The organism is Saccharobesus litoralis (assembly GCF_003063625.1).
In the GTDB taxonomy this organism is placed as follows: domain Bacteria; phylum Pseudomonadota; class Gammaproteobacteria; order Enterobacterales; family Alteromonadaceae; genus Saccharobesus; species Saccharobesus litoralis.
Map to the genome: position 1 here is coordinate 5,097,324 of NZ_CP026604.1, position 25,409 is coordinate 5,122,732.

The following is a 25,409-nucleotide window of genomic DNA, read 5'->3' on the forward strand; positions in this document are numbered from 1 at the left end:
TGCTCTGTTCCTACCCCGTTAACAAGAGCGGCGATTATATCAAAACTTAACAAATTCGATAGTCATCAAAATGTAAAAGTTAGTATTAAATTGTAATTACAGACACTACTTTGAAAGCTTAGCTTGATAACTTTCAATACCTTGATTGACATCATCGTACAAAGTTAGTTCACGGTTATCCAAAACAATACTCATGTTGCATTGCGCACGTAATGTATTCATGTCATGCGCGACCATAATAACGTTAGCGGTTTTACGCTTTTCAGCCATGGACTCAATGCATTTTTTGCGAAAAGAGGCATCGCCAACAGAGGTGATTTCATCGATTAAATACAACTCAAAATCAAACGCCATGCTTAGTGCAAAAGCAATACGCGATTTCATGCCCGATGAGTAGGTTTTAATCGGCAGTTCAAAATAATCACCGATCTCAGAAAACTCTTTAACAAAAGCACTGGTTTTGGCAATTTGCCGATTACCATACACACGACACACAAACTCAACATTTTCTCGGCCAGTCATACTACCTTGAAAACCAGACGCTAACGCTAAAGGCCACGAGATACGCTTGTTACTGGTAATTGTACCTTTGCTCGGAAAGTCGATACCGCCTAACAAACGCAATAATGTTGATTTACCTGCGCCATTACGCCCCAAAATAGCAACGTCGCGCCCTTCCGGTATAGTAAAAGTGACATCGCGCAGTACATATTTTTTACCTAGTTTAGTGGTGTAATACTTAGTTACATTATTTAACTCAATCACGATGCCACCATTCTTGTCCAATGACTGCGATATAAGCGTAAAGCAATAAACAAACTGGTCATAGCACACATAAACACAAACGGATAACTCACATAGCTAGATTCAAAACCATCAATAAAGGCATCTCGAAACAATTCAATCGCATGTAAAATCGGGTTCCAAATCAGATAAACATGATATTGCTGCGGGATCATATCTAAGGTGTAAAAAACACCAGAAACAAACAACATGGGTTTCATAATAATACCCAGTACTTTATCTGACTCAGGAAAAAATTCGGTTAAAAAGGCGGCTATAACACCTAAGGAACTGGCAAACACCACTAAGGTTAGAATAATAACAAAGCACTTTAACACGTCTTCAATCGCGACTTGATAACCAGCCCACCAAAATAAGGCCAATAAACTACAAGCCACAAAAACAAAAATCATCACTTCAAGAATAATACGCGCAATAAACGCAGCAAAAGGCTTAACGTATCGGTAATGAAATAAACCTTTATTGGCCGATGCGGCAGATTTACAACGGTTGAATAAATTTTGGAACAGCAAAAAAGGTACGATACCGGTAAATATAAAAATTGGGGTTTCTACACCACCAAAGCCTTCACGCGCGCGCGCACCAAAAATCACAGAAAACATCAGCACGTGGGCAATAGGCTCAAGCAATGCCCAGATAAAGCCAATGCGATACGCACCAAAGCGAGTTTTCACTTCACGAATAAGCAGCGCAAGAATGACATCTTTTAATACAACAATGGCTGAGCGCTTTTTGCTAGTTTCACCTGTTATAAACAAAACAATACATAGTTAATAAAAAGTCGGCGCAGTATAACACCAGACAAGTCTATAGAGGCAAGAAACAAGCATGAATATCGCGATAACTGACGCCTAGTACGCCGTACCAAGTTGATCCTGCTAACAATTATTCAGCGCAATAAATTTAATAAACCATAGATCGTTTAATACTTTTAACTATGGGAATTAATCTAGCGACTTTTGTGGAAAATAACCGTTTTAAAGTATCGAGTTATTTGTGGGCGAGCATTCATGCTTGTGAACCTGCAAGCTTAACCCAAAAGAGCAAGACTACAGAATTTTGTTCCCGAAAAATTCATAGTAGCAGCATCCATGCCGGAACCCAAAATAATAGCTCCGAAGCCAAGTCTCGCCGACACCTATAACAATTACTGAGCCCACGTTATATGAACATCATTTTTCAGCCCAGTTACAACCTGATTAACTTAGAATCGATTTGTTGATTGAGCAACAAAACTTGTTGTTGAGCTTGCTGTAACGGCAAGCCTATAGGTAAATTAGGACGTAAATGGCCGGTCGTGTTTAACCAAGCATCGCGTTGTAAGCGCATTTTTTGTTTATGTAATTTAACGACTTGGTCTGGTTGACGATAATAAGGTTTTAACATTTCTCGCACGTTGGCTGATTGCGCGGCTTGTGAAAAGCCTAAAAATTCGAACAAGGTTTGGCTCCAAAGCCAAGCTCCTGCATCATTTAAGTGAATGCCGTCGGTTTGTAAACGATAACTCGGCTCTAGTTGGCGCTGGGTATCTAGTTTATTTTGCATAGCGCCCCATAAATCAGCAACTAACCAGCCATGTTCTGCTTGAGCCAACAACCAGTCGCGCTGCGGTTTTAACACGTTTTGATTGTATGTAGAGGGCGCTACAGTACCACTTTGCGCATCATAAATTGGTGAGGTAAGGTGAATAATATCAATGCCACGAGCGACAACTTGACGATGTAAATCCGTGATCCCTTGTTGATACAAAGCAAAATGCTGCGCGGAATAATCTTGATATATGCCACAATTAATCCCGTACGTGGCAATGACTAAATCGGGTTGGGTTTGTTCTAACACTCGGCTTAAACGTTCCGACAACACAGGGCGGGAAAATTTACCATTGGCATGGCCCGCTTCGCTTAAGCCAGATACGGTTTCGCTACTTAAACCTAGGTTAATTATCTCAAATTGTTGCTGGGGAAATTTAGCTCGTAAAAGTGCATCTAAATGAGCGACTACATGGCCTTGATAGGTGGTGCTGTCACCCAAAAAAACAATACGTTGACTATTCGCTACAAGCTGCTGGGCGCTTTGCCTGTCATCCATACGCAACTGGCATCCCAAAATTAACAGCGCACTTAACATGACAATGAGTAAACGTATCAACGAAGCCACCCGTTCCAACCAAACAAAATGCCATTGTTACCCTCCAACCCTCGCGCGGCAATGTACAAAACCACGCAAAATTTATCACTTTATGATGAATAGATCATGTTACGTCTAACATGAGCCTAGGCACTTTAAGTTTAAATGCTCATCTACAAGATAATGCTTGCAGGTTCACAAGCATAAATGCTCATCTACAAAGAAAAGTTTGCAGGTTCACAAGCATAAATGCTCGTCACAAGAGAAAGGTTTGCAGGCTCTGCAAGCATGAATGCTCGCCCACAAAAGCTTAACATTTTTAAACGATTATTTTATCGTTAAGTCGACTAGTTTCGGATAATGACCATCAGCTTGTTGAATAAACAGTTCTTTTTCCGCTAGCCAATGGCCTTGCACACTTTTATTGTAGTTTAAATAGAGTTTGCCATTATGGATTTTAAACACATCAGGATCCGCACTGACTAAGCGCCCATCCGACATGGCGTAAGCACAATAGCCACCATACTGAGGTGCATATTGTTGCGGCGAGGTTTGAAAAGCCATCATATGAGCTCGATTAGCAAACGTCCAACGGGCCCCGCGCCAATGAAAAGCATAGGCATCAGCTCCCTTAACAGCTTTACCTTGCATAAAATAGGCAACCGCATCATAACCACTAAGTGCTGTACTAGAAAAAAAACCTGTATAGATTGGCTCTTCATCCGCCGCATAGCTGTAGGCACTCAAGGCCAACAATAACACGACAAGGCTAGACTGCAGGCTTAAGCTTATGGCTTTCATGTTGATAACCTCAATAGTTTCATGTGGTTAAAAAAGCTTAGCTTATTACTCAAGTATTTTCCTGTAGGTACAAGTAATTAGCAAAATTCAAGTTGAATAATCTACAAGGATTCGCAGCCTTGCGTTGTTCAGCATATACTTGTTTAAGTACTGAGTTTAAACCCGAGTAACTCTATTGCGCATTATTTTAACTACCCTGTATATAATCGGCGTTAAGTCTAGGTTGAGTTTATATGGGATAATATTAACCTGTTTTATCAATTCTAACTTGGCGGCTAAACCAGCTGTAAAAGCACTTACTGTCAGCGTGTCCATTAATCAAGTTACGCATCAAAAGTACATCACTTACATGCATGCTGACATGTGCCGACAATTGCCTAAGCTAGGGCATGAACAATTAGATCGTTCTTTTTTTGAGCTGATCATAGTTTGCAACGCCTTTGCCACACAGCAAGTTCAATTAAACTTGGAGTTTGTACCCACGCCTAGCTATTTACGCGGTGTGCGCATGGTTGAGCAAGGTACAGTAGACACTCATTCCGCCAGCATTTGGTACTCAGATATCAATCAAAGCCAATTGTACGCCAGTGAAGAAGTATTACGCACGGGAGAATTTGAAAAAGGTATTTATGTTCATGAAAGCCACCCGTTATTAATATTGCCGCCAGACAAGATTAATTTAAGTCACTATACCGCGTTGTCAGTAAAAGCTTGGCGGCATGATTGGGCTGTTAGCCAAAGCATTGCACAGTCCGTGGCCGATACTGGACATATGCCGGCTATATTTGAAATGTTAGCCGCTAAACGAGCTGATTTTACCTTATTGGAATTTTCAAACCATACCAGCATGGACCGAGTGCAAAACGATATTAGGCTTAAAATTCTGACCGGCTTAAAGCAATTAAGAGCCAAAGGACTTATCTACCCTGTGTATGTTAAAGCGGGTTTTATTAACCCTAAAGTTAAACATTGGCGTGTTGTTAATCCGCTGGCAATCGCCAGTATAAAGGCCAATTAATTCACACTCTGCAATCAGTTTATTCAGCAAACGCCTTATGCACAGCCGATAATATTTGTTCACGCTTTGAGGGTTTCACAATATAACTGCTAATGCCATACGCCAGCCATTTTTTTACAATTTCTTTATTCTTGTTACTGGTTAAAGCAATAATAGGTAAATCAGCTTTAGGCGCTAACTTACGGATTTGCTTGGTTGTATTAAGACCATCAAGCTTAGGCATAAATAAGTCCATCACAATCAAATCGTACTGATGTTGCCGCACTTTCGCTAACGCTTCGAGTCCGTCCGATGACTCTTCAACATCAAACGAACTTTCAAGCAATATTCGTTTAATCATATCGCGATAAATTTCATTATCTTCAACCAGTAAAACCCGACGCTTTTTCTTAACCCGTATATCTGGCGTTGAGGATGAATTCTGGCTATTTTCTGGCTCAGAGTCAGTAGCCAAACCTTCCATGCTGGCCAATAGTTCTTCGGTCGATTTTTCTTTTTGTGACGTATCGCTCTGAACACGCTGAGTAACAATTTGCATTGCCGCTTGGCTATTAAGCTGTTGTTCAATTAAGTTTTTAATTAAGGGTTGTAAACTTTGTTGTACGCTTTGTTCAATTGCCGCAATCCCAGCATTTAATGCATTCAGCTCATCTTCAGCACTGGTTTGCTCATCTGCCACTTGGCGACATTGATCGATTGATTCACTAATTTCTTGCTCTAGCTCTTTCGCCTCTTCAACTAAATCGATTAAATCAGCATCCATTTTTTTAACGTGCTGGCCTACATCTTCTAGCAGAAGATCTTGCTGCTCGACCAAATTGACCACTTGATTCAATATAGCTTTTAAACGATATTTTTCGTACATAGGCTTAGTCACAAAATAATCGTAAAAAATGCCCTGCTGACAAACATCATAAGCCAGACCCGCTTCCTTGTTGGAGCAACAAATAATAACGTAGTGTGAATACTGTAACAGGTTAAATTCTTTAACCATGGTGAGATAATATCTCAACGTATCAGCAATTGAATCAGTCTCCATCAAGAGTATTTTAGGTTGAAACTCTTCAATGGCGGCTATCGCTTCGTCACAAATACGGTATGAACGAAAATCCTGAATATGGCTAGAAATCAAAGACGAAACGCCACTGTCACACTCATGTTCGTGCAACAAAATGACTTTGGGATGGCGTGTCGCGAGTGAATTATTCACTTTCATAAAAAGCTCCTTTCACTGCTTTTATATCTGAGGTAAGTTGCTGCAATAAAGAACGGACGGTTGTTAAATCATGAGTCAGCGCCGCCTCTTCAATAGCTTGTAAACGCTCAGCGCACTGCACTGCGCCTAGCGCTTTAGCCGATGTTTTTAATTGATGAGCAATGGCTTTTAACTCAGCAAAATCTTTAGCATTAAACGCTTTAGCAAATGTCTTGGTACTGGCTATGCACTGTTGTAAAAATTGGTTTTGATACGAGCGGATTAACGCTTGGTCATCACCAATAAGATCAACTAAAATCGATTTGTTATACACAGAGTCACTTTGCGCCATACCATTTCTCCAAAACGACCTTAAGTTCGCAAGTTTGAATGGGCTTAGTTAAAAAGTCATTCATACCAGCTTGTAAACATTTTTCTTTATCCCCCGTCATGGCGGCTCCCGTTAAAGCCACTATGGGGGTCGCATCAAGCTCTTGCTGCGCTTCATATTGACGAATGGCTTGTGTCATTAAATAACCATCCATCTCTGGCATGTGACAATCACTAATCACCACTTGATAAGGCTTATCTTTAAACATTTGCAAACCTATCTCGCCATTGGGCGCTAGATCAGCTAAAAAGCCTAAGCGTTCCATTTGTTTTAATATTAACTTTTGGTTTAACGGGTTATCTTCGACAATCAGTACATTGGCTTGCGAAGAGGTACTTTGAATAGGCTTGACATCATTAACAACAAAAGTGTTATTTGCCTTAGGTAAAATCTCTTCACTGACCAAGCCCCAACGCTTAAGTTTATAGCTGGAAAAAGGCGGAAACATCACCTGCTTAAACGTTAACTCACTGTCAAATAAATACTGTTTTTGTTGTTTGGACAACCATAGGGTTAATTTACTGCGCAAATCATCGTCAAGCGAGTGCAAAAGCAAAGTTAAATCCGCTTGAGGTACTGTTGCTGCAAAAAATAAAATAGACGAGGCATCTTGTAGCAAGTGTTGATTATCTTGTTTGGTTAAGTCATCAAGCGACAGTCTATCGACCATAGCGCCTTCATTTTCCAACTGTTCAATAACCCAATGCAGAGCTGGTTCAGCAAAGTTAATTAGGCAAATGCTTTCACCAAATAACGGTGAAAGTGGCGCTTCTTCTTTAGCTGGCCACAAAGGTAAAGACAAACGAAAACAAGAGCCTTGCCCTGGTTCACTTTCTACCGCTATGGTCCCGCCTAACAAATCAGACAAGCGTGCACAAATAGCCAACCCTAATCCTGTACCACCGTATTTGCGGGTGGTTGAATCTTCCGCTTGAGTAAAAGCACTGAACAGGTTGTCAACCGCTTCAGGCGCAATACCAATACCATTATCCATCACCTCAAAATTGACCATTTGCAAAGGCCCAAGAGATTGCTGATGATCTTTACTGATTTTAAGAATGATTTTGCCAATTTTTTCATCATTTGACTGGGTAAACTTAACTGCATTACCAACAAGATTACTTAGCACTTGCCGAATACGGGTAGGATCAGAAGACACTAAATCTTGGTATTCAAATGATTCGTGTAAGATAAGTTCGACTTGTTTAGCTTCAGCAATTGGGGCAAATACGCCGACAACACCATCAACGAGTTCAGCAATCGACATATCCACGGTTTCTAACTTAAGTTTGCCCGCTTCAATCTTATTTAAATCCAAAATATCATTGAGAATAGCTACTAGATTTAGCGCGGAATTTTTTGCGGTGGATATAAGTTCTTGCTGCTCGATATTTAAGTTAGATTGCTCAACTAAATCTAACGCACCAATAACCCCATTCATTGGGGTACGAATTTCGTGGCTCATCATAGCTAAAAATCGTGATTTAGTCCGACTGCCAACCTCGGCTAAATCTCGCGAGGCTTCTAATTCTTTGGTGCGCTGCTTAACCCGTTCTTCCAACTCTGAGGTAATTTCTTCTAATTTAGTTTTGGCGATCACCGCTACCGTGTTGTCATACAAAATACAGTCAATACGAACCAGATCGCCAAACACATTTTGCGAAACTTGGCCTTTCGCAACAATATATTTAGTTTTATTCGTCGGTGTAATAATGCGATATTCCACTTCAAAAGGAATGGCATGGTCTAACGATTCATTTAATGCGTTAATTACATTGTCAGCATCGTCTGGATGCAAGCGTGCTTTCCACGCTTGTAAATCTCCTCGTTCTTGTTCAGTGAATTCAAAAATAGCATCTACTCTAGCATCCCATGTCCACGTACTATCCAGTAAATTACCGGTCCAAACACCAATTTTTGCTGCTTCTAAGGCCATTTTTTTAGCCTCTTCCGATTCAAGCACACTGAGCAACATTTCTTTTTGCGCTGTACAGTTTTGAATACTGCCAGTCATTCTAATTGGCCGGCCGATCTCGTCCCGTACCGTGTTGCCCTTTATTTCAAACCATTGATAATCTAGCCCTCGGCAATGAATACGGCACTCAAACAACAAGGGCATTTCAAACTCTATATGATTCGTTAGAAAAGATTCAAACAAAGGTAAATCATCGGGGTGCAAAAGCCGTTTAATATGCTGCCAGTCGCCAATGTTTTTATTTTCTAGGCCAAGGCAAGATAAAAAACTTTCAGAAAAAAACGTTTTAGTACTAGTGAAAAACAAACTTGTGTAATCAACTTGTTCATCAACCACACGTTCAAACTGCACATCCCAAACACCAAGGTTAGTGCCCTCGGCGGCGGCTTTAAAACGCTCTAAAAAATCAATATTGGCATTAACATAAGGCGCTGCAGGCAACGGCTTGAGCCATTCTGTCGAAGTGTAATTAAGATGTTGGCTATGCGATTCAAGATGAATATCAATCGGATTTTGCTGGCATTGCTTACATAATTCAACCTGATTCATATTGCCAACAACATGATTGCCGGTGGTAGCGGTTATCCCCATATTGCCAACATTGCCAACCAGCCAAGAGGTGCCCGTTGCGGGTTGACTTAACTGGCAAGTTAAACTGATCCCCATAGCATTATGCTTAGCCAAATACACCGAATGATAGTGAATTTGGCGACTTGAACAGTCGCTATTTGGCATAGGCCCCCCAACATAGTAATCTTTATTATAGTCTTCTCGCTCAGGCTTTATGGTTCATTGTCAGCGCTTACTCACCCCAATCACATAATAGAGCATATGCTCATGGGGATTCGAAGCTTGACGGCTTTGCCTACATGGATGTAGGTACTTAGGTTTCGTCTGGAACTAGAAACCTGCCCCTAAAACCTGATCGCTTTGACTATAGTTGAGTATTAGGGATAATTGCCACGTTCGCCAGTTTACGAACCGCGAAAAAAGATAGGGGGGATAATTAGGCAGCTTTAGTTACAAACTAACTCAATTTAATAGCAGCCGCTTGCGTTTTTTGCTTACTGGATAACTAATTTCCTAATTCGCTGGTTGGTAAAATCGCCAAATATGGATGAGCTAGAAAAATGCCCTTCCGTATAGGTTTGCACTAATCTATCGTTCACCAACTGAAAACGCTCAGTATTCGCACCACTGCCCTCAAGACTAAATAGCAAATAAGCTCGGCCATGTCCTGAAAATTGCATTTTGGCCTCTAATGGCACACCTTGCTCTGTCATCCAAACTTGATAACTTGCATCGAAACTTTTCACGTAAGAGCGAAATTTTTTGTCGTGTATAATTGCCTCAACCGGTAAAGCGAGATCCAACAAACGAGCCGGTTTTCCCTGATATTCAGTCACAGTTTCTTCTATTAAAGTCGCATGTTTCAATGTTTGCAATAACCCTGTTGCGGCACTTAGCATTTGAAAATAGTCCACTTCGCTATTGCTTTTAATAGCAGTCATGGTTGGGCGCTTTTGTGCTGGATTGTCTACATCGTCGGTATTAACTGCCATTTCCTGGCGCAGACTGGCCGTGATAGTTGGCGCATAATGTAAACTAAAGCCATGCTCATTACTTTGCACCGTGAGTTGAGTCGAGCCTTCAGTGGTAAACTCGTCTCGCTCACGTTGATAGCTAGCTTCAATATAGGCGGTGACTGGGGTTAAACCTTGTAGCAAAGCCAATTGCTTACGCAAATCATCTAAGCCATTGGCGTGGATCAGGCCAGGAAACAGTAAAGTAAGCAATACAGCTGACAAAGTACGATAAACCATGTTAGTTACTCCAATTAACTTATGTGTTTTGCTGAATACGACACTGTATTCATTACTTAGTTCAACTCACAGTACTGAGCATTTGAACTTAACGGTAAAGTTTAGCAACACTACAAGTTACCAAAGAATAATAAAAATAAGTTAGGTTGAAAGTTATGATTTCGAGGTTAAATGAGCAGCTACACTCAGCGCACTAACAGCGAAAGGTCAGAATAGCTATCAGTGCAATATAACACTTAAAACCCTCGTCTTTTCCAAAACATGGCTTCGTTATTAGGTTGCTCTAGGGCTACATTAAAGGTTTTTTCCGCGATAATCTGTCCATTGTGCTCAATAACCATACGCCAATCCCCTTGCTTGTTTTCTAATGGTAACCAGAGGGTATCGCCCAAGTAAAAATCCCAATTATTGTTGCGCACATGCACACTGCCAGTAAACGGCGGCATAATATCGCCATCTTCATCTGGGATATTAGGGTGAAATATAGTGAAGTCGAGCTTTTTGCCTTTGGCTTTTTGGGCATTTAAAATAAATCCAAACTCTATGTCTTCTTCAGCAGGTACTTGAGTAGTAAAATTACGAATTTTAGGTAAGGCTTTGCTACGTTCATCCCACTTGGTATAGATGCCATGGCTAACAATAGTAAAAACAGATTTTAGTTTGGACAAAGTTAAACTCTCAAAATTATCAGAGGAATGATTCTATTTAACTATTTCCGACTTCCTTCACCCTGAGCGCGAAGCAGTCGAAGGGTTGATACTAGTTTAATTACACTAAGTCTTTCATCGAGATGCAGAGACTAGTATAAAAATTTATAGAAAGTCATTATGAATAAATACTGCGCTACAAAACAAAAAACCGGCACTAACTCAGTCAGTACCGGTTTTTTAAAGCAGGTAAAAAAGAATTAACCTTCTTTTTCAGCCTTTTCGATTGAGATTAACTCAACATCAAAAATTAACGCAGCATATGGAGGGATGTTACCCGTACCGTTTGGACCATAAGCTAAATCGAAAGGAATGAAGAAACGGTATTTAGAACCAACAGACATTAACTGTAAACCTTCAGTCCAACCTTTAATAACACGGTTAAGTGGGAAGCTAGCTGGTTGACCACGGTCAACTGAGCTATCAAACTTAGTGCCGTCAATTAACGTACCTGTGTAATGAACAGTTACTGTGTCTTCTGCCGCTGGCTTGTCGCCATCTGCAGCTTGTACAACTTGATACTGTAAACCAGATTCAGTAACGCTTACGCCCTCTTTAGTTTTGTTTTCTTCTAAGAAAGCCGCACTTTCGTCTTTATGCTTAGCTTGATCAGCTTCTTGCTTCTTTTGATGCGCAGCTTGTTGAGCTTGTTGTAAAGCAGTAAGCAATTCACGAATTTCAGCTTCTTCTAATTGCGCTTTACCTTCAAGACCTTGTGCAAAACCTTTAGCGATTAAAGATTGGTCTAACGCAATACCCATTTCGTTAGATTGCTCTACGTGTTGCTTGATGTTAGTCGCAATATTAACACCCAAGCCATAAGATTGTTTTTCGATATCAGTTTGCAAATTAATCGCCTCTTGCTTTTTAGTTTCGGTTTGTGCTGCTGCAGTGTCTTCTTTTTTTGCACCACAAGCGGCCAATGTTAGTGCGGCTGCAATTGCACAGGCACTCGCTAACTTATTCATGTAATTATTCTCCAAATACTTGAGTGTTTACGCACAATTACTTAATTATCGCCAATCGTACGAAGCGCAGTATAATAACCCTATCTTGTTCAGTTAACCAAGTCGTAACCTTGCCTTGAACCGCTTTTTTACTTTTATTAGCGCAATCGTACTGAGTTTGAGCGCATGCTCACCGCCAGCCGACCAAGCAAAACAGCAATGGACCTTGTCACAGACTAACTTAATTGAAAGCCAATTGAGCCAAGATGGTCAGCTATTGCTTACCTCAGAAATAGGGACTGGCGCTACGCTATGGGATACCAACCAGCGCCAGCCTTTATATATATGGACACATTCTAAAAAAGAAAGGCATCATATCTATATTGCTGAAATTTCTGCAAACAATGCGATTAGTGTTACCGCCTCGCGCCAGCAAATTGCAGTATGGGACAACAAAACTGGCCATAATTTAGCTCTGTGGCAAGTGTCTAACAGTCTTATTCGTGACATTGCCGTTAGTCACAATGGTAATGTGATTGCTTATGCGCTGGAAAATGGCCAAGTAGTCGTGATCAATCGCTTAACTAACCGGCAATTAACATTTACTGGCCATCAAGCATCAGTTAATAGTATAGCGATGTCGGCCGATGGTCAGTTTATATTCAGTGGCGGTAGCGATTACCTTGCTTATTTTTGGCGTACACAAGATGGTCATATTCTTAGCCGTTTTGTGCACCCACATCGCGTAGTTAAAGTCGCATTAAATCACAATGCCTCCATCGCGTTTAGTGCCGACAGCAAAGGCACAGCCACTCTTTGGCAGCCGGCCAGTGGCAAAAAAAATGTGCAATTACAATCTAGCCAGCATCAACCTCTATACACAGATGCGGTATTTTCTAACACTGATCCACACTTATTAACGGCCACTACCAGTCGAAATTTGGATATTTGGCAGGTAAATAGCGGAAAAAACCTAAAATCCTTACTCGTTACCCCAAAAGCTAAGGCCAAACCGCCCTCAGCAGTGATATACTCCGCGCGATTTATGGCTAAACCTCGGCACGTACAAAGTGCTAGTTCAGCTGCAATAATTGAAGATTGGATGTACTAAATGAGCGAACTCGAACGCCGCGTCGAAGAATTAGAGACTAAAGTCAGCTTTCAAGAAGATACGATTGAACAGCTAAATGCAGCATTAGCTAGCCAACAAGAAGAAATGTTAATTCTAAAAAAACAACTTACCCTGTTGGCACAACGACTTACGACTTTACAACCGGACGCAGTCATACCACAATCACAAGAAGCGCCCCCACCCCATTACTAACCAATTGAGATGAGTTGTGAGTGAACCTAAAAAAATTCTAGCGCCAGATGGCAGTGAGCTAAGCTCTACTGTTACTGCTAAGCCGAAACGAGGCCAAGAGCGCGAACAAGAAAACCAAGAATACGTATCGGTAATTGTAAAACGCAATGACGAATGCTTTCGCCACCCTGACGATATTCTGGAAAATGCCATTAGTGAAGGCATGGAGCAGTTGTCACGCCCATTACTTTCATTGGGTTTATCTGCTGTAGCCGCCGGTATGATTTTATGTTTTACCGCGATGGCCGTTGCGTTAATGGCGAAAATGCACCATGAGTACCAGTTTGAATTCCCGCTTAATCTAGGATTAGCCTTAGTTTATCCACTGGGTTTTGTTCTTTGTATATTAAGCCGGACAACTCTCTTTACTGAGCACACGGCAACCTCTTTGTATCCTGTGCTTGATAAAAAGGCGCCTTTCTCCCGATTACTTAAATTGTGGACTGTGGTCACTATCGGCAATTTAATCGGCGGTATTTTTGCCTCTTTGTTACTGGCGCGCGCTGATAGCATTATTCATGCAGCTAAAGGCTATGAGATCATAGCTAATCACGTACTTAGCTACTCCACTGCCGATATTTTTGTTAGCTCTGTACTTGCAGGCTGGCTAATGGCATTAGGCGCTTGGATTGTACTTTCAACCCATTCTACTTTTAGCCAAATCACCAGTATTTTCATTGTAACCTTTTTAATTGGTTTAGCTGGGCTACATCACATTATTGCCGGTTCGGTAGAAATGTTTACCCATTATTTTGTCAACCAAAACATGCCATTTACCAGCGTGCTTAATTTTATTTGGCCAACCTTTTTAGGTAATTTATTAGGCGGTAGTGTTTTCGTTGCGGTATTAAACTATGGTCATATCCGTCAATCACAGATAGGTAGCAGTGATTAGTTTTTGTAAGTCGAGGCTCGCTTAAAGTACCTACTTTGGGCACCTCAACTTACACTTTAATTGAAACGCCCCTTATTCCGGCTTAAATATCCCAATCACATCATTTGCTTGTTTGCTAGCTTGTTTAACCTTGTTGTCGGTATTGCTCTTGGTATAACCACAGTCAACGCATTCCACTTTCTCTACATTGTTTTCTAAAAACAACATCAGTGAATCTTGAGCTGAACACTGTGGACAAACGGCACCGGCGATAAAGCGTTTTTTCTGTTTCATGGTTATCTATACTTTTCAATTAGGTCTAAGTCTATTTCTGGCTTGGGATATGGCCAGCGAGCGCGTATCATAGCGCGAATTGAACATTTTATTAATCTGCAATCACATACAAGCGAATAATGCTCACCATAAACCAAATTACCCTAATGCGTGGCAGTAATGTACTGCTCGATAAAGCTGACTTAACTTTATACCCGCAACAAAAAACCGGCCTTATCGGTAAGAATGGTTGTGGTAAATCCAGCTTGTTAGCACTTATTAAGCAGGAAATACAATTAGACAGCGGCGATTATGCTATTCCTAAGCAATGGCGCATTAGTCATGTAAAACAAGAAACTCCAGCGCTAGCCATATCTGCCTTAGATTATGTGATTGATGGTGACGAACAATATCGTGATTTACAACAACAATTAGCGCAAGCTGAAGCCCAAGACGACGGCAAAAAGATTGCTGAAGTCCATCAGCAAATGGATGCAATTGACGCCTACAGTATTCACGCACGGGCTGGCCAATTACTGAATGGTTTAGGGTTTGCACAAGATCAGCATCAATCACAAGTTACCGATTTTTCGGGTGGTTGGCGCATGCGCTTAAACTTAGCGCAAGCCCTGATCAGCCGCTCTGATTTACTATTACTGGATGAACCAACCAACCATTTGGATCTTGATGCGGTTATTTGGCTAAGTAAGTTTTTACGATCTTATGAAGGCACACTCATCCTTATCTCGCACGACAGAGAATTTTTGGACGAAGTCACCGAGCAAATCGTACATATCGAACATGGCAAACTCAATTTATACAAGGGCAACTATTCCGCTTTCGAACGCCAACGCGCGGAAAAACTCAAGCTGCAACAAGCCATGTATGAAAAGCAGCAACGCGAGCGTGCCCATATGCAGGCTTTTGTTGATCGCTTTAAGGCCAAAGCATCCAAGGCTAAACAGGCTCAATCTCGTTTAAAAGCCTTATCGAGAATGGAAGATTTAGCGCCAGCCCATGTCGATTCAGAATTTAGCTTTGCGTTTCGTGAACCTGAAAAAAACCCCAACCCATTAATTTCGTTAAATCAAGTCGCGGTTGGTTATGATGACACCCCCATTCTTAATACCATCAAGCTTAATCTTGTACCGGGTAGCCGCATTGGTTTACTCGGCCGTAATGGACAAGGTAAATCGACTTTAGTTAAATTATTAGCCCAACAGCTAACGCCAATGCAGGGCGAGATGACTGTAGGTCACGGTTTGAATATTGGTTATTTTGCCCAGCACCAACTCGAACAATTGCGCGCGGATGATTCACCATTAAGTGCAATCACACGTATTGCCAATGGTGCACTAGAACAAGAGCTGCGTGACTTTTTAGGTGGCTTTGGCTTTAAAGGTGATCAAGCACTTGACCCTGTAGCCAACTTCTCTGGGGGTGAAAAAGCCCGCTTAGTCTTGGCTTTGCTGGTTTGGCAAAAGCCTAACCTGTTATTACTGGATGAACCGACTAACCATCTCGACTTAGACATGCGCTTAGCCTTAACCTTAGCCTTACAAAATTTTGCTGGCGCCATGATCATTGTTTCGCATGACAGACACATTTTGACCTCGACCTGTGATGACTTCTATCTCGTGAATAATGGCGAGGTTCAGCCATTTTCGGGCGATTTGCACGATTATGAAAAATGGTTAAGTGACGATAGCCGCGAGCAAAAACAGCAAGCCGCACAAACCCAAACCAGCAATGACACTGCAATATCTCGCAAAGAACAAAAGCGAATTGAAGCTGAATTTCGCCAACAAACACGTCCACTTAAGCAAACGATAGAAAAATCAGAAAAAGCGATGGACAAGTTACAAAGTCAATTAACCGATATTGAAAACCAGCTCAGCGATACTAGTTTGTATGAAGCCTCGCGCAAAGCCGATTTGACTATGTTGCTCGACCAGCAAGCGCAAATAAAACAAGAGTTAGAACAAATAGAAGAAACGTGGATGTTAGCGGAGGAAGAGTTAGACGAATTGCAACAAGCATTCGATGCCGAGTATCAATTCAACTAACGCAAAATTATGGTTTCTGACAGGGTAAATATAACAGTCCAAGCTTATTGGCAACAAAGTATCGCGCTTTATCAGCAAGAAGGTGTGCAACAAGCCTGCCTATATATGCAAGACGCACTGAATGCCAATGTTAATTTACTCTTGTTATTAACCTTGTTAGATCAGCAAAAAGTTAACGCCAACACTCGGTTAATTCAAGCGCTACATCACAAGGTTAATCACTTTGGTAGTGAGCATACACAGCCGCTACGCCAATTACGTCGTCAATTAACAATTAGCCGTAATTTAAGCTCTACCACTCGCGCACAATTAAAAAAGCAATTGTTGCAAAGTGAGTTACTGTTGGAACAACAAGAGCAAGCTTTACTTATCGAAAGTCTCAACACGCTAGCCCCTGATCTCACCATGCTGGCGCCTAATCAGAGCCAGAGCGCTTTGGTAGAAAATTACTTGACGCTATTAGCTGAACAACAAACGAACCCAGCGCTAGTGCAAACAACTGATGGCCTATACCTCCAATACCTAGACTGCCTTAAACAACTCGCAACAATTGGGAGTAAGCACAATGAAGACAAGAATTGACGCCATTCTATTTGATATGGATGGCACCTTATTTGATAGCGAGATTATTGCAGAACAAGGTTGGATATTAGCCGCCCAAGAATTTGGCCAAACCTTTACTCATCAAGACTATTTAAAGTTTGTCGGGATCGTGACAGACGTTTGCCATCAACAGGCTCATCGCAAATGGGGAGAATCATTTCCGATGGCACGCTTTATCAAACGTAAATCAGAGATATACAGAGAATTAAAAACACAAGGGGTTTTAGTCAAAGCAGGGGCGCAAGCCTTTTTAAATAAAAGCCGTCAATTAACCCCAAAGTTAGGCTTAGTGACATCGAGTACGCGCAGTGCGGTAAAGGAAAACTTTCAATACCTAGCTGGCTTAGAGCAATTTCAAACCATAGTCACAGCGGAAAATACTCAACGCAAAAAGCCCGAGCCTGACTGTTATTTACTGGCCTGTCAGCAACTTGAAGTTAAACCCGAACACACTTTAGTTATAGAAGATTCTAATCCGGGTTGTTTAGCAGCGATCCGCGCTGGCTGTAAAACGCTTTGTGTGCCGGATATGGTACCCATAACCTCGGAAATCGAAAAACAACTTTTTGCACGATATGATTCACTCAATCAAGCCTTGTCATTATTGGACAGTTTGGATTTTTCACAAAACGCTTAAAAAACCAGCAATTGATAGGCGACAATTGTTTTAAATTAGCTATAATTGATATGAGGCTAACCGAAAAATTCCATACTATTTTTCGGACTATTGAGGGGTAGTACAATGCCAGACAATGTAGGTTATCCGGGCGAGACAGGCTCGGCGGCTTTTGCTGCACAAGCAGCAGCCGAAGCAGAACGTGTTCGCGAGCTTGAAACACAAAGGCAAGAGCAAGTAGCAGAAATTGAAGCTGAAACGCAATCTGTTGAACAAGTGCAAGATCCAGCCGTGGCTGAAACCCAAGCACCAACAGATACACTTTCAGCTGAGTCCTTAGCTGAGGGACAAGCGCAGCAAGCTTTGCAAGAATCGCTGCAACAAATTGAACAAGAACCAGAAGCGGCAAGACAAACTCAGGCAAATTTGAGTGCTGAAGAAGTGGTTGGCGTTTAATTCAATGGTTATCGCTTAACATTAGTGAATGACTGATGCCACCGCCTAATGCGATCCATAAATATAATGTGATCCAGATGCATGCTGAATCACCGATTAGCCGCTTGGTACGTATGTATCAAGTGGGCATTAACGCGTGCCAGCAAAAAGACGCATACAAAGTCACTAAGGTTTTATTTTTATTACATAAAAAATTAGACCACCAAGCAAGTCCTAAACTAGCGGCTAACCTAACTCGCCTTTATAAACATCTACAAGCTTGCTGCGAGCAAGGTGACTTCGACCAAGTCGCCAGCACGTTTAATCAGCTGCAAAGCCAATGGCGTACTTTACACTAATACACAATCACCTTTCTCTAAATGTAGCGCTGCCTGCCAGCAAATAGCGTAACCAAGAGTAATAGCCAAGCAATAGCGCCACTATGAGTTGTTTGCTGCTGTTGTTCACGCAGCACATTACGTACAGGCTGCTGGCCATCCAAAGTTGCTAACTCACTATTAACCACGACAACCGCTTCAACAACAATATAGTTGGTTGTTGTAATCGTCTGCCCATCCTGCGCATCTTGGGCGCTGTAGTTACGCAACGGGGTATTGGTTAAATACTTATCATCAAGGTTAAAAATAGCTTCCTGCGCCATCTTATCTAAAATAGCCAAGCCTTGGGCATCAACCTGACCAAAAACACTTAAACCACCATTTTGTCTATCTAACACAACACTATTATCTGCTATGTTAAAAAACCATTGATGACTCGCACTGTTGGCTTCATCGGCTCGTTTAGCCATAGCAATAGTGCCACGCACATTTGAAAATTTAGGCTCATTAACAATGTCAGCATGAGGTGAGACGGCAGTTAATTGATTTTCACTTGTTAGGTAAAAGCCGCCCCCTTGTATAATAAAATTAGGAATGGCGCGGTGAATAATAGTATTGTCGTATTGACCTTGCTGCACATAGCTTAAAAAATTACTCACTGTGGTTGGTACCGACTCATCATATAAATTAACTTCAAAATCACCCATATTGGTTTTAAACATCACCACGGTTGCCTGTGCCGAACCGCATAAAATGGGCCACAAACCTAATAATATCCAACCACTTATTGTTAATCTCGGCCACCGCATAGCTTTAACTCTATCTAATTTCTCTTTAAAAATAGTACCACCTTCAGATTGGCCAAATCGTAAAAAAATGTAACCGCTAGCAGCCTAACTGCTGGGCTATAAAGCTGTACCAAGAAAATGCATCAATAAAAAATTGCGCCAGATCAATATAGCGGTTAGCTATGAATCAGCACGCCATCAGACTTGATTAAGATCAAGGATCTTCTCCCCTATTCAACTATTGTGTAATCAAGACAACTGAGGAGAATCAATCATGAATGTTTGGGCTGAAATTTTAAAAGATCCTGTCGTTTGGGGTTCTATTCTAGGTATCGCTATTGTCATTGGTTTATGTAGCTATTACGTTTGGTACTTTATGTCTCATCTACATGATGCCGAGCGTGAACTTGAGAGCAAGTAACTGCCATCTAAACAACTATCTAAGCAACCATTTAAACTGGAGTAAAATGTAGCTAAGGAAACACGTTGACTTTTGTTTAGGCAAACGAAAATGTGATCCCCCCCCACATCCTTAGCTACATTTTTTTACTTCATCCGCAACACCATTCATCAGCTAAATGATAGTCAAAGCGATCGGGTTTTAGGGGCAGGTTTCTAGTTCCAGACGAAACCTAAGTACTTACATCCATGTAAGCAAAGCCGTCAAGCTTCGAGACCCCATGAGCATATGCTCTATTATGTGATTGGGGCGAGTAAGCGCCGACAATGAACCATAAGACCCGAGCGAGAAGACTATGTAGTTTTTTTCACTTCACCGCTTGCAAAGTCCTAACTACATAGGAATACTGTAAGCAAGATAACAATCCGCATTTTCTTAGAAGAATAAGCAATTCATGATCATAGAAAGTCAGTTTAAGCCCGTTTGGTGGCTTAGAAACCGTCATGTACAAACCATTTGGCAGAAAGTAGACCGTTACAAGTTAAATTGCCCCGTGGAAGAACAGCGGCTTGAACTCCCCGACGGTGACTTTATTGACCTAGCTTGGACGAGCAAACCAACTGAGGACGACTCTCGCCCTATAGTAATGGTGTTACACGGCTTAGAAGGTTCTATCGATAGCACATATGCTAAAGGCATGATGAATGCCATTCGAGATAAAGGCTGGATCGGCGTGCTCATGCACTTTAGAGGCTGCAGCAAAGAAATTAACCGTAATCACAGGTTATATCATTCAGGTGAAACCCAAGATATTTCCTTTGTTAGCCAATGGTTAATGGAACAATATCCGCAACAAAGCTTAGCCTGTATTGGTTTCAGCCTAGGTGCGAATGCCTTAGTAAAATTTTTAGGTGAAACACCTAACAATGCGTTTACTGCCAGTGTGGCAATTTGCCCACCGTTAGATTTAGCCGCCAGTGCCAAACGTATTCGCCAAGGCTTCTCATGGGTTTATCAAAAATATTTGTTAGACATGATGAAAGCCACTTTTAGCCGTAAAATATTGCGCAGCGATTTATCCCATTTAGTACAAATAGAGCGCGAGCAACTCGACAAGATCCGTACACTGGAAGCTTTTGATGATGCCGTCACCGCACCGTTGCACGGTTTCAAAAACGCTCAAGACTATTACAACAAGTGTAGTGGTAAACAGTTTTTACGCTATATCCAACGTCCTACATTAATACTGCACGCGAAGGACGATCCGTTTTTATCGGCAACTTGTATTCCTTCAAGTAAAGAGTTATCACATCGTGTGACTTACGAGCTTAGTGAATTTGGTGGGCATGTCGGTTATGTTAACGGTGAATCGCCGTTAAAAGTTGAATACTGGTTAGAGCAGCGCAGCCTGCAATATATTGCTAATCACCTGACCGGTGTATAGCCTTCTCGCTTTAACTATAGTCAATTACCTTCTGTTAACGTTGCAATTCATAATACCCAAAGTGAGCTTTTTTACTTCACTTTGGGGTTTAGCATAATAGCAAGCCCTTTTACAGATTACTCATCCTCGCCGTTATTACCTTTATAAGTAACAGGATCAAACCATAATTCTTTTTTATCTAAAGGGGTAAGTGGTGATAGCTCAGGGTTTTTCAAATCAAATACTATGCGATTTTGCACATTGGCTCTTTCAAGGGCATTTTTCACTTCAGGATCGGCAAAAAACATACGTTCGTAAGTACCATCCTTAATCATACTATACAATACCTTTTCTAACTGCGGCGCTAACTCTGGATAGTTAAAACTAACAAAATAATAAAATGGTGCAACGTAACGCAGCATGACACGAGGCTCAACTGTCAGCTCTAATTCATCATGACGCACCACTTCAGCCCATGGTTCATGAATACCGCGCGGAAAATAATCGTATCGCCCGCCCTCTAACATGGGAAATAAATTGGGGTATTTTTCTTCCTTCACCACTTTAATACCGTTGGCTTGCAAAATAAAAGTATCAGACCAATTTGAACCTTGCCCGGCTTTAAACTGTTTTAAATCATCCAATGTTTTCACGTTAGCAAATAAATTGACTCTGTCTTTGCGTACTATCCCGACTCGCATCGCCAGCATGCCTCGATAGATGGGAATTCGAATGGGGATCATGGATTCTTCATATTCTTTCGAGGTTAGCGTCCACATTATATGGTAAACCCCAGTTTGCGCATTCGTTAACCGACGTGACATATTGACGAACTTTTTATCATCCGGATAGCGATAAGAATGCCCCGCTCGTTTAATTGCTTGCTCGATTATTAAGTTGGGAAAACGCTTTTCGTCACTGCCTGATAACCTGAGTTCATCCGCTACAACAATTGAGCTTAGCAGTGCACTCATTACCATCAGTAAGCGGAACATTAAATGCATTGTAATTTACCTTATTAATCTACCATTCATGACTAACCCACTTAACTAAACACAATTAAAAAGGGATTACTTATTAACCCTTACCTTGTCATTTGCCACCATTAAGAATTAAACGATGCTGCTACTCTCTATTAATTGTAGTCCAACTTGGCAGGAGATGAGCGTTTTATGGGCGTGAGAAGTTGTAGAAAATGCAATCTTTATTTGAGCTTAGCACCTTAACTCAAAAGTTTTGAACGGTTGAATTTATAACTAATTGCTAATAAAAAGCCCAGCAAGGTTAAACCTAGCTGGGCTTTAGAAAGCATAACAAATTGGGCTAAACTAAAATCTAGCCTGTAAATCAATTAGATATATTGATTGATGATGTTTTCAAACAATTCTTGCTTACCAGAGATTTGCTCCGGCTCACCGACAGCAGCACCAATTTCAGCTAACTGCTCCATTGTAAGTTTGCCATCAACAAAATCTTTACCTTGACCTGACTCGAAAGTCTCGTAACGCTTGTTACGTAATTCAGTGTATTTAGACTTGCTGATGATCTCGTCAGCAATGATTAATGAACGGGCAAATGTGTCCATGCCACCGATGTGACCTAGGAAGATATCTTCCATATCAGTTGATTCACGACGCGTTTTCGCATCAAAGTTAACACCGCCACCTTGTAAACCGCCCGCTTCAAGGAATACCAACATAGCTTCAACTGTTTCGTTAACGTTGTTAGGGAATTGGTCTGTATCCCAGCTGTTTTGGTAATCACCACGGTTAGCATCAATTGAACCTAAAATACCGTTATCAGCAGCAACTTGTAATTCATGCTGGAAAGTATGGCTAGCTAATGTTGCATGGTTAACTTCAATGTTGACTTTGAAATCGTCGAAGCTTAAATCGTACTTTTGTAAGAAACCAGCAACAGTTGCCGTATCAAAATCGTACTGATGCTTAGTTGGTTCCATTGGCTTAGGCTCAATGAAGAAAGTACCGTTCCAACCTTGGCTGCGCATATAATCTTTAGCCATATGTAACCAACGTGCGAAGTTTTCTTGCTCGCGTTCCATCTTAGTATTCAATAACGTGATGTAACCTTCACGGCCACCCCAGAATACATAGTTTTCACCGTTTAGCTTCATAGTAGCGTCCATCGCTATTTTAAGCTGAGCACCGGCACGCGCTAACGTTGGGAAGTGAGGGTTAGTACCTGCACCATTCATATAACGTGGATTAGAGAAAAGGTTTGATGTACCCCAAAGCAATTTAACGCCTGACGCTTTTTGCTTTTCTAACGCGATATCTGTGATGAATTGAATTTTTTCTTCAAACTCACCAACTGTTGAATTCTCTTCGTCGATCAAATCCGTATCGTGGAAGCAGTAGTAAGGTAAGCCCATCTTTGTGAAAAATTCAAAAGCGGCATCCATTTTATCTGCTGCGCGTTGCTTAGCTGAATCAGCATCATTCCATGCAAAACGTTGTGGACCAGGGCCAAATGGGTCGTGACCTTGACCACAGAAAGTGTGCCAATAACAGCCAGCAAAACGTAACCATTCTTTCATGGTTTTACCCGCGACTTCGCGGTTTTCGTCATACCATTTAAATGCGAACGGATTGTCTGATTCACGACCTTCGTATTTTATTTCTGATACCGAAGGAAAATATTCTTTATCACCGATAACTACAGCCATCTTTTTCTACCTCTACTTAGTGCGTAAACGTTAAAACTGAATTAACTAAACTTAAATTTCTGAACTCTTAAATATCTAAAATCTTAAATTTCCAAATACTGCTTCCATTGCTCATAAGCTTGAGCATAAGCGTCGACTTTATCTGCTTGCGGTTGATAATCCGCCACCACAGCTAAGCCTTTAAACATCTCTTCACGGTTGGTGTAATAACCCAAACCAAAACCAGCGCCACGGGCTGCACCCTCTGCGCCATCAGTATCATATAACTCGACACTAACGTTACAGCTGTTCACAAAAGCTTCGACAAATATTGGGCTTAAAAACATGTTGCCCTTACCTGCACGAACCAATTCACTGCTGACACCCATGTCTTTTAATACGTCGAAACCGTATTTAAGCGCGAACACTATGCCTTCTTGTGCACTGCGCACAATGTGACCCAATTGGTGGCGGTTAAAATCGATACCGCGCATATGACCACCAATATTCTTGTTTTGCAGAACACGCTCAGCACCATTACCAAATGGGTGCATCACAAGGCCATCAGAGCCAACAGGAACTTGATCCGCCAAGTCGTTCAATGCTGGATAAGAAACCTCATTACCTTGGGTATTTAATAATCCACGCACCCAGCTATACAAACGACCGGTACCGTTAACGCACAATAAAACGCCATTACGAGTAGCATCGTCAGTGTGAGAAACATGTTGGAAGGTATTAACGCGTGATTGTGGATCTGCGGCATTTTTATCAGTCACCGCGTAAACCACCCCTGATGTCCCCGCAGTGGCTGCGACTTCACCCGGCTCCATTACGTTTAGCGACATCGCATTATTAGGTTGATCACCGCCACGGTAAGTCACTTTAATACCGGCACGTAAGCCTAGTTCAGCAGCCGCGGCAACCGATACTTGACCTTGGTCGCCAAAACTTGGCACTAACCTTGGGATAAGATTAGATTCAAACCCATAATGATTTAACAAAGTGTGGTTAAGTTCATTAGCACTAAAATCCCATAACACGCCTTCACTTAAACCTGAACTCGTGGTGGTCGCTTCACCGGTTAACTTCATTGCTATGTAGTCACCTGGCAACATTATTTTGTCAATTTTGGCAAATAACTCTGGCTGGTTGTCCTTGACCCACTTAAGTTTGGATGCGGTAAAATTCCCTGGTGAATTGAGCATTTTACTCAAGCATTGTTCAGCGCCTAGCTCGTTAAAGGCTTTATCACCAATTTCAACGGCACGAGAATCACACCAAATAATCGCTGGACGGATCACTTGTTGCTCAGCATCGACACACACCAAACCATGCATTTGATAAGAAATACCTATGGCTTCAATTTGGCTTGGCTCAAACTTATTTGTTGCACAAAGTTCATTAAAGCCTGATTTAATGCAAGACCACCAAGTTTCAGGGTCTTGCTCAGCAAAACCGGCTTGTGGCGCATTGATTGCCAACTCAGTTTTTGGGTAATGCGTTGCGGCAACACAAGCCCCTGTTTTTGCATCAACTACCGACACTTTGGTAGAAGAGCTGCCAATGTCCAAACCTAAAAAATACATATTCGATATCCAGATGTAATCAAATCGTTAAATGGCCGTTCTTAATTCAATTCACAAAATTAGATTTATGCAAAAATTTACACTTCTGATATTGCTAAATTTAATTTTCACTTTACGATGTCATACTTGAATCTTATTAAGCGAATGAATAAATAAGCTATTCAGTAAGGGCTAACAGCCAAGAATTG

General features: G+C 41.4%; 26 protein-coding genes. 11 read left to right on the plus strand and 15 right to left on the minus strand.

Annotation, left to right across the window (positions count from 1 at the left end; all coding sequences use genetic code 11):
- Positions 1-105 precede the first annotated feature (105 nt).
- From C2869_RS19230 to C2869_RS19245, 4 genes are all read right to left on the minus strand, one after another.
- On the minus strand, positions 106-765 hold the full coding sequence (locus C2869_RS19230) for an ABC transporter ATP-binding protein (protein WP_108604465.1): 660 nt from the start codon (positions 763-765) through the stop codon (positions 106-108).
- Positions 762-1,562 carry an ABC transporter permease gene (locus C2869_RS19235; RefSeq protein ID WP_159084242.1) on the minus strand — a complete coding sequence of 267 codons (801 nt, stop codon included), beginning with the start codon at positions 1,560-1,562 and terminating at the stop codon, positions 762-764. Before C2869_RS19235 ends, C2869_RS19230 begins: the two co-directional genes overlap by 4 nt.
- Positions 1,563-1,992: 430 nt before the next feature.
- Entirely contained in the window at positions 1,993-2,961 is a 969-nt protein-coding gene (locus tag C2869_RS19240) for an SGNH/GDSL hydrolase family protein (RefSeq protein ID WP_159084243.1), read from the minus strand.
- Positions 2,962-3,258: 297 nt separating this feature from the next.
- A complete protein-coding gene (locus C2869_RS19245; RefSeq protein ID WP_108604468.1) occupies positions 3,259-3,732 on the minus strand; it encodes a YHS domain-containing (seleno)protein in 474 nt (157 codons plus the stop codon).
- Between the two features lie 307 nt (positions 3,733-4,039).
- Here C2869_RS19245 and C2869_RS19250 point away from each other — a divergent pair, with 307 nt between their 5' ends.
- Positions 4,040-4,750, plus strand: a complete 711-nt coding sequence (locus C2869_RS19250; protein ID WP_159084244.1) for a hypothetical protein — start codon at positions 4,040-4,042, stop codon at positions 4,748-4,750.
- Positions 4,751-4,769: 19 nt separating this feature from the next.
- Here C2869_RS19250 and C2869_RS19255 read toward each other — a convergent pair whose 3' ends face one another.
- From C2869_RS19255 to C2869_RS19280, 6 genes are all read right to left on the minus strand, one after another.
- Positions 4,770-5,966, minus strand: a complete 1,197-nt coding sequence (locus tag C2869_RS19255) for a response regulator (protein WP_108604470.1) — start codon at positions 5,964-5,966, stop codon at positions 4,770-4,772.
- Positions 5,953-6,297, minus strand: coding sequence for an Hpt domain-containing protein (locus C2869_RS19260; protein WP_108604471.1), 345 nt, complete (start codon positions 6,295-6,297; stop codon positions 5,953-5,955). Before C2869_RS19260 ends, C2869_RS19255 begins: the two co-directional genes overlap by 14 nt.
- A complete protein-coding gene (locus C2869_RS19265) occupies positions 6,284-9,046 on the minus strand; it encodes a hybrid sensor histidine kinase/response regulator (RefSeq protein WP_108604472.1) in 2,763 nt (920 codons plus the stop codon). The genes C2869_RS19260 and C2869_RS19265 overlap by 14 nt, the downstream gene beginning before the upstream one ends.
- A gap of 329 nt (positions 9,047-9,375) precedes the next feature.
- Positions 9,376-10,134, minus strand: a complete 759-nt coding sequence (locus C2869_RS19270; protein WP_108604473.1) for a hypothetical protein — start codon at positions 10,132-10,134, stop codon at positions 9,376-9,378.
- Positions 10,135-10,370: 236 nt separating this feature from the next.
- Entirely contained in the window at positions 10,371-10,802 is a 432-nt protein-coding gene (locus C2869_RS19275) for a DUF3859 domain-containing protein (protein WP_108604474.1), read from the minus strand.
- A 239-nt stretch (positions 10,803-11,041) separates the two neighbouring features.
- The gene (locus C2869_RS19280) at positions 11,042-11,809 is read right to left on the minus strand and encodes an FKBP-type peptidyl-prolyl cis-trans isomerase (RefSeq protein WP_108604475.1); all 768 of its coding nucleotides are present in this window, start codon (positions 11,807-11,809) and stop codon (positions 11,042-11,044) included.
- A 157-nt stretch (positions 11,810-11,966) separates the two neighbouring features.
- On the opposite strand from C2869_RS19280, the gene C2869_RS19285 reads away from it, so the two are divergent.
- Genes C2869_RS19285 through C2869_RS19295 form a run of 3 tightly spaced genes read left to right on the plus strand, consistent with a single transcriptional unit; the run spans position 11,967 to position 14,046 of the window.
- A complete protein-coding gene (locus tag C2869_RS19285) occupies positions 11,967-12,899 on the plus strand; it encodes a WD40 repeat domain-containing protein (protein ID WP_108604476.1) in 933 nt (310 codons plus the stop codon).
- On the plus strand, positions 12,900-13,112 hold the full coding sequence (locus C2869_RS19290; RefSeq protein ID WP_108604477.1) for a SlyX family protein: 213 nt from the start codon (positions 12,900-12,902) through the stop codon (positions 13,110-13,112). It abuts the gene before it with no gap.
- A 16-nt stretch (positions 13,113-13,128) separates the two neighbouring features.
- Positions 13,129-14,046: a formate/nitrite transporter family protein gene (locus C2869_RS19295; RefSeq protein WP_108604478.1), complete on the plus strand. Its 918-nt coding sequence runs from the start codon at positions 13,129-13,131 to the stop codon at positions 14,044-14,046.
- Between the two features lie 72 nt (positions 14,047-14,118).
- Here the strand turns inward: C2869_RS19295 and C2869_RS19300 are convergent, their stop codons facing one another.
- On the minus strand, positions 14,119-14,319 hold the full coding sequence (locus C2869_RS19300) for a YheV family putative zinc ribbon protein (RefSeq protein WP_199915597.1): 201 nt from the start codon (positions 14,317-14,319) through the stop codon (positions 14,119-14,121).
- A gap of 119 nt (positions 14,320-14,438) precedes the next feature.
- On the opposite strand from C2869_RS19300, the gene C2869_RS19305 reads away from it, so the two are divergent.
- From C2869_RS19305 to C2869_RS19325, 5 genes are all read left to right on the plus strand, one after another.
- A complete protein-coding gene (locus C2869_RS19305) occupies positions 14,439-16,364 on the plus strand; it encodes an ABC transporter ATP-binding protein (RefSeq protein ID WP_108604480.1) in 1,926 nt (641 codons plus the stop codon).
- A gap of 9 nt (positions 16,365-16,373) precedes the next feature.
- On the plus strand, positions 16,374-16,946 hold the full coding sequence (locus tag C2869_RS19310) for a TIGR02444 family protein (protein ID WP_108604481.1): 573 nt from the start codon (positions 16,374-16,376) through the stop codon (positions 16,944-16,946).
- Positions 16,930-17,604 carry an HAD family hydrolase gene (locus C2869_RS19315; RefSeq protein ID WP_108604482.1) on the plus strand — a complete coding sequence of 225 codons (675 nt, stop codon included), beginning with the start codon at positions 16,930-16,932 and terminating at the stop codon, positions 17,602-17,604. The genes C2869_RS19310 and C2869_RS19315 overlap by 17 nt, the downstream gene beginning before the upstream one ends.
- A gap of 105 nt (positions 17,605-17,709) precedes the next feature.
- Positions 17,710-18,039, plus strand: coding sequence for a hypothetical protein (locus C2869_RS19320; protein ID WP_108604483.1), 330 nt, complete (start codon positions 17,710-17,712; stop codon positions 18,037-18,039).
- A 35-nt stretch (positions 18,040-18,074) separates the two neighbouring features.
- Positions 18,075-18,377, plus strand: a complete 303-nt coding sequence (locus C2869_RS19325; RefSeq protein ID WP_108604484.1) for a hypothetical protein — start codon at positions 18,075-18,077, stop codon at positions 18,375-18,377.
- 17 nt (positions 18,378-18,394) lie between these two features.
- On the opposite strand, the gene C2869_RS19330 is transcribed toward C2869_RS19325, so the two are convergent.
- Positions 18,395-19,165, minus strand: coding sequence for a peptidylprolyl isomerase (locus C2869_RS19330; RefSeq protein ID WP_108604485.1), 771 nt, complete (start codon positions 19,163-19,165; stop codon positions 18,395-18,397).
- A gap of 253 nt (positions 19,166-19,418) precedes the next feature.
- Here C2869_RS19330 and C2869_RS19335 point away from each other — a divergent pair, with 253 nt between their 5' ends.
- Positions 19,419-19,565 (plus strand): DUF3149 domain-containing protein, encoded by a 147-nt coding sequence (locus C2869_RS19335; RefSeq protein WP_108604486.1) that lies wholly within the window; start codon positions 19,419-19,421, stop codon positions 19,563-19,565.
- A gap of 433 nt (positions 19,566-19,998) precedes the next feature.
- Positions 19,999-20,988 carry a hydrolase gene (locus tag C2869_RS19340; protein WP_108604487.1) on the plus strand — a complete coding sequence of 330 codons (990 nt, stop codon included), beginning with the start codon at positions 19,999-20,001 and terminating at the stop codon, positions 20,986-20,988.
- 116 nt (positions 20,989-21,104) lie between these two features.
- Here the strand turns inward: C2869_RS19340 and C2869_RS19345 are convergent, their stop codons facing one another.
- The 3 genes from C2869_RS19345 to C2869_RS19355 form a co-directional block, all read right to left on the minus strand.
- Positions 21,105-21,971 (minus strand): substrate-binding periplasmic protein, encoded by an 867-nt coding sequence (locus C2869_RS19345; protein WP_108604488.1) that lies wholly within the window; start codon positions 21,969-21,971, stop codon positions 21,105-21,107.
- Between the two features lie 347 nt (positions 21,972-22,318).
- Positions 22,319-23,653 (minus strand): xylose isomerase, encoded by a 1,335-nt coding sequence (gene xylA, locus C2869_RS19350; RefSeq protein WP_108604489.1) that lies wholly within the window; start codon positions 23,651-23,653, stop codon positions 22,319-22,321.
- An 83-nt stretch (positions 23,654-23,736) separates the two neighbouring features.
- Positions 23,737-25,221 (minus strand): xylulokinase, encoded by a 1,485-nt coding sequence (locus tag C2869_RS19355; RefSeq protein ID WP_108604490.1) that lies wholly within the window; start codon positions 25,219-25,221, stop codon positions 23,737-23,739.
- Positions 25,222-25,409 lie beyond the last annotated feature (188 nt).